At 35.2% G+C, this 13,537-nt stretch carries 11 protein-coding genes; 7 read left to right on the top strand and 4 right to left on the bottom strand.

The features are described from left to right. Nucleotides 1–32 precede the first annotated feature (32 nt). The 7 genes from ACFIMC_RS02705 (at nt 33) to ACFIMC_RS02675 (ending at nt 8,944) form a co-directional block, all read left to right on the top strand. Entirely contained in the window at nt 33–392 is a 360-nt protein-coding gene (locus tag ACFIMC_RS02705; RefSeq protein WP_375613125.1) for a hypothetical protein, read from the top strand. A 448-nt stretch (nt 393–840) separates the two neighbouring features. Then, nucleotides 841–2,223, top strand: coding sequence for an amino acid permease (locus ACFIMC_RS02700; RefSeq protein ID WP_375613124.1), 1,383 nt, complete (start codon nt 841–843; stop codon nt 2,221–2,223). A gap of 952 nt (nt 2,224–3,175) precedes the next feature. After that, on the top strand, nt 3,176–3,337 hold the full coding sequence (locus ACFIMC_RS02695) for a hypothetical protein (RefSeq protein ID WP_375617748.1): 162 nt from the start codon (nt 3,176–3,178) through the stop codon (nt 3,335–3,337). 113 nt (nt 3,338–3,450) lie between these two features. After that, the gene (locus ACFIMC_RS02690) at nt 3,451–3,864 is read left to right on the top strand and encodes a hypothetical protein (RefSeq protein ID WP_375633852.1); all 414 of its coding nucleotides are present in this window, start codon (nt 3,451–3,453) and stop codon (nt 3,862–3,864) included. 362 nt (nt 3,865–4,226) lie between these two features. Further along, nucleotides 4,227–4,628 (top strand): hypothetical protein, encoded by a 402-nt coding sequence (locus ACFIMC_RS02685; protein ID WP_375633850.1) that lies wholly within the window; start codon nt 4,227–4,229, stop codon nt 4,626–4,628. 162 nt (nt 4,629–4,790) lie between these two features. After that, nucleotides 4,791–5,240 carry a hypothetical protein gene (locus ACFIMC_RS02680; protein WP_375633849.1) on the top strand — a complete coding sequence of 150 codons (450 nt, stop codon included), beginning with the start codon at nt 4,791–4,793 and terminating at the stop codon, nt 5,238–5,240. 950 nt (nt 5,241–6,190) lie between these two features. Further along, a complete protein-coding gene (locus ACFIMC_RS02675; RefSeq protein ID WP_375680837.1) occupies nt 6,191–8,944 on the top strand; it encodes an autotransporter outer membrane beta-barrel domain-containing protein in 2,754 nt (917 codons plus the stop codon). Nucleotides 8,945–9,215: 271 nt separating this feature from the next. Here the strand turns inward: ACFIMC_RS02675 and ACFIMC_RS02670 are convergent, their stop codons facing one another. From ACFIMC_RS02670 to ACFIMC_RS02655, 4 genes are read right to left on the bottom strand one after another with little or no spacing between them, the layout of a single operon-like run. Next, nucleotides 9,216–10,478 (bottom strand): acetyl-CoA carboxylase biotin carboxylase subunit family protein, encoded by a 1,263-nt coding sequence (locus tag ACFIMC_RS02670; RefSeq protein ID WP_375671856.1) that lies wholly within the window; start codon nt 10,476–10,478, stop codon nt 9,216–9,218. Continuing rightward, the gene (locus ACFIMC_RS02665) at nt 10,475–11,419 is read right to left on the bottom strand and encodes a DMT family transporter (protein ID WP_375671857.1); all 945 of its coding nucleotides are present in this window, start codon (nt 11,417–11,419) and stop codon (nt 10,475–10,477) included. The genes ACFIMC_RS02670 and ACFIMC_RS02665 overlap by 4 nt, the downstream gene beginning before the upstream one ends. Continuing rightward, nucleotides 11,416–12,621, bottom strand: a complete 1,206-nt coding sequence (locus ACFIMC_RS02660) for a DUF6421 family protein (protein WP_375680836.1) — start codon at nt 12,619–12,621, stop codon at nt 11,416–11,418. The genes ACFIMC_RS02665 and ACFIMC_RS02660 overlap by 4 nt, the downstream gene beginning before the upstream one ends. Next, a complete protein-coding gene (locus tag ACFIMC_RS02655; RefSeq protein WP_375611511.1) occupies nt 12,608–12,919 on the bottom strand; it encodes a prephenate dehydratase domain-containing protein in 312 nt (103 codons plus the stop codon). The genes ACFIMC_RS02660 and ACFIMC_RS02655 overlap by 14 nt, the downstream gene beginning before the upstream one ends. Nucleotides 12,920–13,537: the final 618 nt, after the last annotated feature.

Here is a 13,537-nt window from a genome sequence, read left to right as displayed (position 1 = left end):
TTTTGATATTTAAAATAAAAAAGGAGAAAGGAATGTTTAAAAGTGCTAAATTATGTGTTTCAATAACAGTTCTTTTTTTCTCTCAAATTCTTGAGATTCATGCAAATTTTAGGAGAGGTAGCTTTCCAGAGGAAGTTTTCATTATGATAGTGGCCCAAGAGAAAGAGCCTCTTATTTCAGCGAAAAACAAAGATTTTATTGCTATCTCAGGGCAAATTCCCAGAGGTAAGGAGAACGCTATCATCGGACCAACAATCAAAGATGCTCTTTTTACCGTATATTTTTTTTTCATTGGAAAGCTTGTCGTTAAGGCAGCTGGAGTCCTTAAAAGATGGGTTGTAGATACACTTTCTCATACTTTTGAAAACTTGCGAGATTCGTATTATCATTAATTGAGCTATTCAATTGGCGTAAAAAGTTTTTTTATAAGCTCAAAGAGAGTTGGCTTAAAGTAACAAAAAATTAATTGTATGCATAGTTAATGTGTTTGTTATGAATTTTTAGGCTTCTATTTCAGTGCACTGAAATAGAAGCCTAAAAGTTTAGATTACATTAAGGTTAATTTTCTCTGTAAAAAACTAGAGAATACGAAATGAATTAAATGACAATTATGAAAAAATTCATTATCACTTTATTTGAATAAAATAATACGAAATTGTAGGCTATAAAAGCTGAATAATTCGCAATAAAAGTATTTTTTCATTGTTTAGAGCAAAGTGTTGGACTGGCTGGTCTTCGATGTTTTTTGAAATATATTTGTGAAAGAAACATGAGGCTTTATTTCTCATAGAGCTGTTATCGTGGTGTGGATTGTCAGCATTTCAAAAAGTAAGGAAAGAAATGGCAATAAATGAACTGAAAAGAGGGATGAGTAAGCGCCAAGTTATTTTTTTAGCTCTTGGTTCTGCTATTGGAACAGGTCTTTTTTATGGGTCTGCACAGGCAATTAAGCTTGCGGGTCCCAGTGTTTTGATTGCCTATTGTATTGCTGGTTTAGCTATTTTTATGGTTATGCGGGCTCTAGGAGAGATGATACTTCATAATCCATTGCCTGGTTCTTTTGCTCGTTATGCGGCAAATTACATATCACCATTAGCAGGTTTTTTAACGGGATGGACATATGTATTTGAGATGATTCTTGTTGGTTTGGCTGATATTACAGCTTTTGCGACTTATATGGGGTTTTGGTATCCTGATGTTGCTCCTTGGGTATGGGCACTGAGTATTACATTAATCATCACAGGTATTAATTTAGCGGCTGTAGAAGTCTATGGTGAACTAGAGTTTTGGCTATCTTCTATTAAAGTTATCGCTATCATTGCGATGATTATTTTAGGAATAGCAATTATTTTTTGGGGGTGGGGTGAAGGTGCAGATTTTTCTACCGTTACTGTTCATAATTTATGGAAAAATGGTGGACTTTTTCCCAATGGTTGGTTTGGTTTTTTAGCTTGCTTTAGTGTTGTTGTTTTTGCTTTTGGTGGCATAGAAATCATTGGCATGGCAGTTATGGAAGTTCAAAACCCTCATCAAACGATTTCAAAGGCAATTAATTCTACTCCAGTTCGTATTTTGCTTTTTTACGTCATGACGTTAGCTATTTTAATGTCTCTTTATCCTTGGAATGAGATTGGTCTCATGGATAGCCCTTTTGTATCCATTTTTGAAAATCTTGGGATTTCATATGCAGCAAATATTTTAAATATTGTTGTTGTTACAGCGGCTATTTCAGCAATGAATAGTGGAATGTATGGTGCTTGTCGTATGATCCATGGTTTATCGCAGGAAGGTTATGCTTTAAAAAAGTTTCAATATTTATCAAAAAACGGTATACCAGTTTTTGTTATTTTGATGATCTTCGGTATTTTTCTTCTTGGTGCTGTCCTTAATTATTTTTATCATGAAAAGCTTTTTTTTCTTATTGCTGCAATGGCAACATTTGCGACAGTTTTTGTTTGGATGATGATTCTACTTTCACAATTTTTTATGCGAATTAAGATGCCTAAAGAAGCTCAGAATGGTTTAAAATTTCCCATTCCATTTTGGCCAATAGGATCGATTTTTTCTATTTTATTTATGGTTTTTATTTTTATTCTCCTATGGTATTTTGATGAGACACGACCAGTTTTAATTATAGGTGTTATTTGGATTGCTTGGCTTGTTATTTGTTTCTATGCACTTAAACTTTATAATTTTAAGCAAAAGAAGCTGAATAAAATGTGAATAGAGAAAAAACTCAAAACAAATAGCTGATGTCATCAGGAGAACAGGTGTTTGATTGTTTTCTCTAAAGGTTAGAACAATCTAGATTGAAAAAATCTGCTCGTTATTATTTTGCTTTGGAAGTTTTTGTGAGCCATTGCTTACGGTAACGACAAAATCATATAAATATTAGGCGTTTTTTTGATGGTGAGCTGTGCCATCAATATAAGTCTTTCAGGTTAAAATGCCTAACAGTGCAAATAGATTTTACCAGATACATGATTATAGGCAGATATCTTTTTCTAAACGTATTAATGAAGTTCTGTTTCACAAGAGAAGTTATTGTAAGAATTGTTTTTTAAGCTCTTTAAAAAATTGGTTGTTTAAATTTTGTTGTTTAGAAAATTACTATTGCTTTTAGAAGCGAAGATAAAGTTCTTTATGTATTTTTTCTCAAAGAGGATTGGCGTTGGTAGAAAATAGTGGATAACAAAGTTACATGAGGCATTGTATCATTGTTTTTACAAAAACTTTAATAAACAGCAGCAAGGTATTACAATAAAATCTCATAGAAGAGTAAATTAAAGAGAACAATGAACGTGTGACAGTTTTACGATTCTTATTGTTATTGTTCTCACAAGAGGAAGGATCAAACTTATTTTTTTAATATTGATACAAGAGTAATTTTTATTACAAGTGGAGGCGGACAAAATGCACTCCGCAACTGTATTTCGGTGCAAAATTATTCAATATTACCATAAAAGGCGCTCAAGAACACTACGACTAGCAAAAACAATCATCGGAAAATGGCTTTTTACACGAGAAATCTTCCAATAGCTCTGAAACACACACAACAACAATTCTCTCTATCCTTGAGGCAACAGGCAATGTTGATATGGATGTACAATGAGATGCTACGATTATTGCTTCTCATCTGATTTCCGATCAAGATATCAATGTAATGGGAGAAAGTATGACGATTGTTGGCATGACAGACCATCATAGCAGCCATTCACAGACGCGTGAAACAGGTTTTGATGGGAATAGATTTGACTTTGTAAGCAGAATTATTAGCGGTAATGGCTATACCTACGAGACGATACCTGCTGGCAGTAACGTTTGGATAGAATGGTAGAGAGTGGCTACAAATCCCATAAATCCCCATACTTGCCTTGGAGATGCGAGCCAAGCATGTCGGTATGTTCATGGCTCATTCAATCGAGTACAAGTCCCTTTAAGGAGGAAAAAATGAAACAAAGCTTAAAATTATTGAGTATAATAGTTCTGTTAAGTATCGCTGGATGTCAGTTTAATAAAACTCCTGGAGGGTATTTGAGTGCTTGGGAAAAGCCAGGAGCAGATTTTACTGAAATAGGAAAAGCATTATTAGAATGTGGTATGCCAACTCCTTATGATGTCGATCCAGAAAACAGAAAGCAGAGCGTCAATGCAAAAGCAACAACTTATGCTTGCATGCTTCAATCAGGTTTCCGCTATAAAGATGAAGAGGTAGCAAGAGCGGGTGGGCCATGTTATACTTTTAGAGCCGAAAACTTGCCCATTTGTCGTCCGGGCGCTGTCATCCCGAGGCGCAGTGTCAAGAAGCGCTTAAACAGCCCTTTTTGTAAAAAATATAAAAACGCACCTGAATGCAAACCTTAAGTCTTGCTGTTTGTGACGATCACAATCCCTACCTTCATGTTTCTCATACCCGTACGCGGGGGGCTTAATTCAGCATGTCAATGCTATTTATTTATGGGTACCACAACTGTTGGCGCAATAATATAAAATATCTATTTTGGTTGTAATCAAAATATTGATAATAATTATAAGCATATCGTTGATAGATATATGATTTTAGTAATAATTTTACCGTATTTTTGATATAATAATTATGGCATAATCTTCGGAAAGATAAAATAATATAGGTTGATAATGTTCATCATTGTTTTGGAAATAAAAAACAGCATGTAAAATAATTTATAGATTGTTTCGTAATATCAAAATTACTCAAGGATAGGAAAATGAAGCAGATTTTAAAATTATTAAGCGGGATAACCTTATTTGTTATGGCTGGATGCTACCCTGAGCAGCCTTCTCGAACAGCTGTAGATGCATGGGAAAAATCCGGTACTGATCAGCTTGAGATCAAAAAAGCTTTGTTAGAATGTGGAATACAGCATCTTGATGGTCGTCTTGATACAGAAACAAGTACGGATGAGAAATTCAATGCTGAGGAGTCTGTGAATGCATGTATGATCCAAGCAGGTTTCCAAGATAAATTGGGAAGAATGAAGTGGTGTGAGAAATATAAAAATCTTCCAATTTGTCAGCCTGATGCAGTTATTCCTCAGCGAAGTGTAGAGAGGCGTTTGAATAGTCCTCATTGTCAAGAGCATAAAGAACAACCTGAATGTCAACCTTAAGTATTGAGGCTGCTGTAATCAAAAATCCTTACATTCTTGTTTTTCCATGGGGGGGTGGGATTGTTTCTTCAATATCTATATGCTAACAAAAGTCATCTTGCGTGTGAGTAAATATTAGAAGACTTATCAGTCTTTCTATCGTAAATATTGACGGAGGGGGAAATGAAAAAAACATTGAAATTATTGAGTGCTATAATTTTATTAAGCTCTGCTGGGTGTATTAGCAAACCTCCCCCATCGACGTTAGAATTATGGGAAAAGTCTGGTGTCAGTAAGTCTATGGTCCAACAAGCACTGTCAAAATGTGGTTGGAAACCAATCTACGCTTCTTCTAAAAATATGGATTCGCGTGCAAGTGATTTTGCAGCAGTTTATGAGTGCATGACTAAAGCAGGTTATCGGTACAAATTACAAGATTCAAAGGGAATCTATTTTTCATCAACGCCGCGAAGTGATTCATTTTTAGTCAATTTAATGGTAGCAGGGTATCAGCAGGTTATGGACAATGATACTTTTGGTGTAACCAATTCGACAAAACAAGAGCGAGATTTGATGTTACGTTTTGAAAATGATAAAAAGCGCCAGAAAATAAAAAAAGCTTTGTACAAGTGATCATCAACAGTAGAACGTTGATTTTTAAAGCAATAATTAAATAAAAATATTAAACGGGAGAAGAGAGAAATATAGCTCTTTTGTCTCCAATGTAGTTATATTCATCAGCTACGAGATTGGCAATAGTGTTGTGGTCAGATGATGCTAGCGGAGGATAGTGGGTTGTTGTTTAGAGAAATTTATTCAATATAAAGAATGGCAAATAATAGCTTTGCTAAAATATCTGCTTTAACGATAATAAACAGATAGCTTTCATAGAGCTAATTTTGATGAAATTTTATTTTGGTGTTTTTTAAGTTCAGAATGGTGAGTGTTTTACTGTATTTTAGATTTTATCAAAAGATCTAAAATATTACATTTATTAATTCAAATCATTGATGATAGGGTATTAGGAGAAGTTTTTTATTTATTCAAATTTCTTTGTTAGATATTTAACATTTTTAATATAGAAATTGTGTACATTAGCTTATACATTAGTGTGCAATTTCTTGTTTTTTTGTTGTGGTTGAAGAGATGATGCGGTTATAGATTTCGTATATTGTATCTTTTTGTGCTGTGTTTTATTAAAACGTTTTAATCGTTTAATCTTAAAAGTTATTCTCATGTTGTTGTATTTTTATTTTTTTGTGGTGAGATAAATTGAATATTATATCTCTTCAAAATTCGCATTTTTTCACGTTTTTTTAAGATTGGTTTTTGGGCCTTTTGTAATTACAGTTTTCAGCGGTTTTTGAGATGCCTTCTTTAAAGGGATTGTCCTCCTAAATGGTATTTTTAAACTTTTTGTTCTTTCTTTACATAAAACACAAAACATATTATTGAATGCTATGATTTTATCATAAAAAAAATAAAATAATTTTGTTTGTTTTGTTCTTATTGTGTTTAATTTGTGGTTTATTTTTTTTCCAGCATTTTTTGTTTTTGTTGAAAAAAGAAAGTTTTGAGAAACAATGATAGTCAAGGTATCTAACAATCACTTGTATTCGTGCTTTTTTACAGCAGCTATTTTTTCTTTTTTGTTAAATATAAATATTGAGGCACATTCTCATTCATATACATCACTGTCATGTGATGAAAACAAATTACCTTACGGATGCAGTGATGGTTCAAAGCATACAATTAGTGATAAAGTATATAAATTCACGGCGCCTGTTAAAGAAAAGAATGGGGAGGGTCGTTCTCTCATGTTACCTGCTGCTATAGTAGTGCAGGAGCCAAATACAGTTATTCAGGCAACGCGTGTAGAGGTTGAAGCTACTGCGGGTATAGAAGATATTTATGGTGTTTTTGTATCACGAGGGGGAAAAATTGTTTTGAGCGATTCAGCTTTTAAAAATGTATCAATAGGTCTTAAAGCTGATAGTGGAATGATTGAGGTTAATCGTGGAACAATTGAGGCTTCTCAGATTGCTGCTTATGCAGAGAAGCGAGGAGCATCTGTTACGTTAACGAATACAAAAATTAAAGTGGAAGGTTTGGGTATCGGTCAAGAGAGTGCTCTTTTCGTTAGTGCTGATGCGGGTATTCAGATGAAAAGTGGATTTATTGATGTGAATGATGCTGCTGCGCTTTATGTAGGGAGAGGGGGGAGTGCGACTTTAGATGGTGTTACCATTGCTTCAAAATATCAAAAAACAGAAGACAAAGAAAATACAAATGAAAAAAGTACACATACAGTTTTCAATGTAAAACATCAGGGTTCTGTTTATGTAAAAAATACGAATATTATTTCTACGGATGTTCATGTTTTAACAGTTGGACAAGATTCTAACACGCCATCCAATAACGGCAGGGAAGGAAATATTTTAATTTCGCGGGTTAATATTGAAGATTCAACAATTAAAGCAATAGGTAACAAACATGGTATGTATTTTGAGAGGGATGGGGAAAATGATGCGTATGAACAGGGGCTTGTCTTTTTGAAAAGGACGATTTTTGAGGTTCCAGATGGGACAGCTGTTCATAGTAATAACAGTCGTAGTTATATTGGAGTAACAGAAGGTACAAAAATTTTTGGTGACTTATTATTAACAGTTGAAAAGGGGGGGAGTGTAGCGATTTTGGCTAATTCTTCTTCATTGATAGGAGGGACTCGTGTTGCCGATGATTCTATTGCTGAGCTTTATTTAACAGGGGGATCAAAATGGTTTTTGACAAAAAGAAGAGAGATCGATTTGCAAGTTGCAAACCGTACAAGTTCGTCTATTTCATTTGTGAAAGTTTCTGATAGTTTTATTGCTTTTGAGACTCCAATGTTTCAGGAGTATCAGACACTTCATATTGGGAAGGGAGAAAAAGAAGTTTATAGTGCGCAAGATAGGGCAGATATTTATCTCAATACGCATCTCAGTAGTGATGGTTTGCTCGATAATAAAAAAACTGATCGGCTTTTAATACATGGTGATGTTTCTGGAAAAACAACAGTTTATGTGCAATTTGTTGCAGGAAATCAGGGTGAGATAGCAACCGGTGAAAATGCTCATAGTATTTCACTTATTCAGGTTTCTGGAAAAGCGGCAGAGGATTCTTTTCAGTTAAATCGTGCTTATATCGCATTAGAGGGTTTGCCTTACCAATATTATCTTCATGCTTATGGTCCAGCTTCTGCTCTTGGAAATGCACAAACTTCTCAAAGATTGGTTGAAGGAGATGGAGATTTTTGGGATTTTCGCCTTGAAAGTAAATATATTCAGCCTGCTTTAGAGGTGTCTGCTATTCCCCCTTCCGAGTTAAAGGTCAGAGAGGTTGTTCCACAAGTTCCAACTTATCTTTTGTTACCAAATGCTTTATTTCATGTTGGGCTCATGGATATTGGTCATCAACAAAAGCAGTTGCAAGCTACGCGGTCTATTCCTCGTAAATTATTAAAAGTTGAAGGGAACTTTGCTTTATCTGTTCACGGTTATGGTGGGAGTTATCGTTATGTCTCAGATCTTTCTATACTTAAATATGGGTACGATGGTCATATTGATTATAACGCTATAAAAACAGATATTTTGCTCAAAACAATAGAGAGCGCATATAGTACGACATCTTTTGGGATTATGGGAACCTATGGAAAGCTTTCTTTACAACCTCGTAACGTGGAACGAAGCCAAAAGAGTACGTTTAATAAATGGTCATTTACGTCATACGGTAGTGTGGAACACAAAACTGGTTTTTATATAGATGGTCTTTTATCTTATGGTTTGTTTAAAGGGGATGTGCGTAGCCATGTTTGGGGTAAGACGGCGACATTAAAAGCAAATCCTTTGAACGTTTCGTTTTCTGCTGGTAAAACGTTTATGACAGGATATAAAGATCTTATTTTTGATCCGCAACTTCAGCTTATTTATCAACATCTTCAATTTGATAAGTTTCGTGATATTGATGGATTTGATGTTGATATGAAAAAAATGAGTCAATGGTTTGTGCGTGTTGGTGGGCGTTTAAGTAAAACATTTACAGCCTCTGATAAGGATCGTATCACTTCTTTTTATGGCAATATTCATCTTGCTCATTGTTTTGGTAAAGAACAATTTGTTCATTTTAAAGATGTTTTTCAGTTGAGTGCTTTCGGTTCTTCCTTAGAAACAGGTTTGGGTATCAATGCGCAGTTTTCTTCTAAAGTTACACTTTACAGTGATCTTAGCTATCAGCATAGGTTAACCAAGGCTGGTTTTTCTGGAGTTCATTTTTCTGGTGGTTTGCGCTATCATTTTTAATAAATCTTTTAAAAAAATAATAAATGTTATTTTCAAAGTCTTGTTCTACTATCGGAATTAAAACCATTGTTTGTGCAGAATTTTAGTTGCTTCTTTTAATAATGATATCATGTGTTTTAATAAATATGAAAATATCGTGTTGATTTATTTTTATCTACTATAGCATTTTTCAAATGCTTTAAAAAATTTGTTCATCTGATAAACAGATTTAAAATGAGAAAATCCTACGATATCGGCGTTCTCATTCAATATGAATAACGATAAATTATCATTATAAATCAGTATTTTGCCATATGATGCTTAAGGTATCATCGAGCCATTTATGGTAATTGCGTGCTTCTTCGTTTGAGTTATGAACAGAGAAAATAAAACCAGGATATCCACCAAATGCTGGTGGAGGTGGTGAAATGTGATTGGTTTCAAAAAAAATGATAGTTCTGGCGGTTTGAGGATGCTGTGCAACCTTATCTAGACCTGAAAATCCAGAAAACCGTCCATACCCATGAAGAGGAATAATATAATTTGCCGCCACTTTTTCAGTTGGGAGTATATCGGGAAGGTCTGGGGTTTGTTCAGCTAAAGCGGCATTCATACATAGTTTTGCAAATGAAATCCCTGTACCTTGCTCAACAATAAAATGGGAGACACCCGATCCACCTATACGAGCGCCAATCTCAATGATATAAGGTAAATTATGAGCATCTAGGCGTAGCTCTACATGGGCAGCACCTATATTTATACCAAGAGCTTTAACTCCAGAGCATGCAGCCTCACATAAAGCAATAATTAAAGGATCATCTATATCACAGCGTTGACGATAAATTGTTTCTTCAAACCATGGTCCCTCAGGCTGTCCCTTGTCTCCAATGGCCAGAACGTGTACACCTGCTGTATCAACAAAGCATTCTACGACAAACTCTTTTCCTGGCAAATACTGTTCTACTACTAAACCTACAGGTTTATTTTTATCATTAAAACGTGCCATGTCTTTATGCTGAACATTCCATACGGCTTTAATGAGATCAGGAAGTTCGGCGGAATTTTTAGCTAACATTACGCCTGTACTTGCCCATCCAGAGACGGGTTTAATAACGAGTGGATAATCCAAGGCTTGTGTTTGTGATAGGTCTTCTGGATGATCTATATAAAAGAATCCTGGTGTTCTTAAGCCTGCTTTAGCGAAAGCTTGACGCATGAGATATTTATTTCTGGTTAATGCTGCTACTTCTGGTTCAATACTTGGAGTATTGATTTTTTTTGCAGCCAAAGCTGTCCATAGGATGGCTTCTTCGCGAAGGGTCATAACCCCAGAAATATTGCGTTCTTTTGCTTCCGTTGCAAAAGTGTCTAGAGCTGCCTCTGGGTTATCAAAAACAGGAAGTTGCCAAGTTGAAGTTACTGCTGCGGGGTGTTGAGAGGGAACGCTTTCAGCGGTATCATAGATCATTACTAATTCGATATTAGCTGCTTGTGCTGCTTCAAATATAAATGGTAATTTTGCATTGCGCTGGCAAACTAACGCGAGTTTTTTCATTTTGTTTCCTCATTAAATTTGGAGTTTTGAGAATGGCGTTTATGTTGCCATGTAGATACCTTTGATGCATCTATAAATAAGAGTGTCATCCCTATAACAACTACAATCATAGCAATTATTTTGATCATATTGAGAGAAGGGCTCGAGCCGATTATCCATTCACATGCAATCACTGCAAAAGGGGATAATACGCCGATAGTGTTGGCGTATAATACGCCTCCTTCGGCTAAAACTTTTTGGTATAATACGTAAACTGGTGCCGAGCAAACAGTTCCTAAAATCAATATTTTAAATATATCTTCTAACTTAAGATATAAGAGTGGGGCAGGATCAAAAATAAATAATGGCATAAATGATGCTGCAGAAATTGTCGTGATCCAAGCCAGTGAGGTGAGCAAAGGTAAATTTTTAAGATAACGTTTAGACAATAAGCCATAAGCAGAGTAAGAAAGGGCTGCTGTTAAAGCAAGAGCTATTCCTATTAGGCTGTATCCACCTTCTCCATTGTTTATATTGAATGCCACAGCTGCTACACTGACAATTATCACTCCACTAAGCTTCAGCCATGAGAATTTAAGGACATTTGTCAATGCACCTAATATATAAGTAATTCCTGGAATAGTAGCGAGCACCATGGTTAAATCACTGGCTTTGAGTGATTTTAATGCACCAAAGCTGCATACAAAATACAGCGAGAATCCTAATACTGATAGAATTAAAAAAGAAGGTATCATGGAAAGCAATGGTAGGGATCTGAAAACAGCTTTCTCACGAAATACTGCAATCAGCCATAAGGTGGCAGCGGTGGCAAACAACCTAAGTCCAACCGCATGCATGACGGGTATATTGCTAACCAAATTCTTAGATAATAACCAACTTATGGAAAACAATGCTAGAATGGCAAAAGTAAATAATAGTAATCGTCCTTTTATAAAACTCAATGATTTAATCCTCTAATCACTCGCTGTGCATAAGATGATGTTGAAAAATTAAATCGTGACTTTGAGGTCTGTGGTTTTCCAAGATTATTTTGGATATAATCTTTAGCTCCTGCCAAATAAGCGTCATCATCTAATGCTTCAAGTGCTTCTATATCTGCTATCATCAATATTATTACTTTTTCAAGACACTCCAAATCAAATTGAAGATAACCTTGATTTGTTTCAATCAATGCTTTGTTCCGCATCAATATTTCAAAAAGCAAGATCCCTGTACCAGCATCGAATGTCATATGCTGATCAGAATCTTTTGGATAACGGAATATGCGTTCTAATAGGACAAATTCAGTTATTTCTTTCCAAAATTTTGGATGATTTTGTAGCATAATACGCACTGTAATTAAATCAACTTTAGTTTCTTCTAGAAGACCAGTGAACCAATTTAATTTTATATATAGATTTTTATCCAATGGCCGCGGTCCAGTATGATGTGCATAGTCATGATAATAGCCCCACAAACAGCGAGCATCGTAAATGTCTTCTTTAGATAAGTTTCGACTATGCAATTGACCGAACAGGAATTTACTATCACGGCCGAGTAAACGTTCAGCTTCCACAATTGTTTGCTTATTGTAAATATCAAAGAATTTACTGAAAAAAAACAAAGCAAATGCTTGCTTAACAATTTTTTGAGCAGTTGCTACAGATTCTGGGAATAGAACAATGCAATTGCCTTCTAAAAAACCTCTTGATGCTATTCCCATTTTTATACATTGAAAAGGTGATACATAATTATTTGTATATTTTGAGGCGTCAGCAAGATAGGCCGTTTCATGACGATATCCTGTAACTAATTCCAGCCGGAATCCTTCTGGATCAGGTCCATTTGTTGCACGCATTGGAGCCAAGAAAAACAAGGGCGCATCTGGTAATGGGGCTTTGAAAGCAGCCAAAGTGTTATCAAATTTAGGAGGGGTCGTTAAACCGCTGATCATCCACTGATGAAGATCATCAGAAGTGGTCGCTAAAAGTTTTGGAGATAATCCGTCAAGAATATTGGCATGGTGGTTCAGCAGAGTGATCAATTCATTGATCATATTATTATCTGCTGAAGTTGGTTCTTTAATGCTCCCATCTCGTTCTTGGCGCATACGGAATTTGTCAACCAAGTTAACAATGGAAAGAAGCGCTTCAGATTTTTTCATGATGAGTTGACTTTAGTGAGTGGAGCAAAAAGGCCATTGGCACTTGTCCAAAATTTTCGACAATACTCAGCCTATAGCGATTTGCCGCAACCGATGTTGTGATACAAGCATCTGCTTTTTCAGCCTTACAAAGAACGGCTGCATCAGCATTGCTGTTGGCAAATACTTTGTCATATTGATGAGCTACCAGAGATTGCGGGGCAGGATGAGACGCTATGGTTTTAATTTCATCAGCGTTATTGCGTTTAGCTAAAACCATAGAGTGAGTAGGCATGATAAAGCTGTCAAATAATTGCATATCACCTAAACGGGTAAATATGAGTGTATGCAAATCAGGGTAAGCAGCACAACTTAAGAGATAAGCATCTTTTTTTTGAGCAAGTTCATTAAATGCTTCTTCAAGAGTTGCGTATTATATAATACGGGATCTCGAGTCAGTGGACAAAATATTTTTATTGTGATTGTCAAGCCACCACTGTGTTGCTGCTGCACAGTTAGTATCTGCAGGGCCAAGTGTATAGATAAAAGCATTATTTTCAGATTACATAATCTCTATTCTTTTAATTATGCGACTAAATTTAAATTAGTGTGATATGATAGAGTATATCAAGAACAATGCGTTAAGTAATTTAGTGCTTTATAAAATAATGTATATATGAAAGAAAATTTACAATTATAATTTTGTCTGTTCATTATTCTATCATGCCGTAAAACAGCGTCTTTTAGGGGAGTAATTGAGCAGAAAAATTCTATGCAGGGTATTTATTGGATATGTTAGAGAATTATTGAAATGGTTAAGCGAAGGTGAATGACACGTAAACCGTACTGCTCTATCATTTTTTGGATGAGCAGCGTTTTTGAATCTGTTCATATTGATAATACTATTGTAGGTGAATAATAAGCAAATTGGTAAGGC

Origin of the sequence: Bartonella sp. AP21QHHD (assembly GCF_042196205.1) — a bacterium.
Taxonomy (GTDB): Bacteria; Pseudomonadota; Alphaproteobacteria; order Rhizobiales; family Rhizobiaceae; genus Bartonella.
The sequence above is the reverse complement of the archived record's forward strand: the minus strand, read 5'-3'. Positions and strand labels throughout refer to the sequence as shown.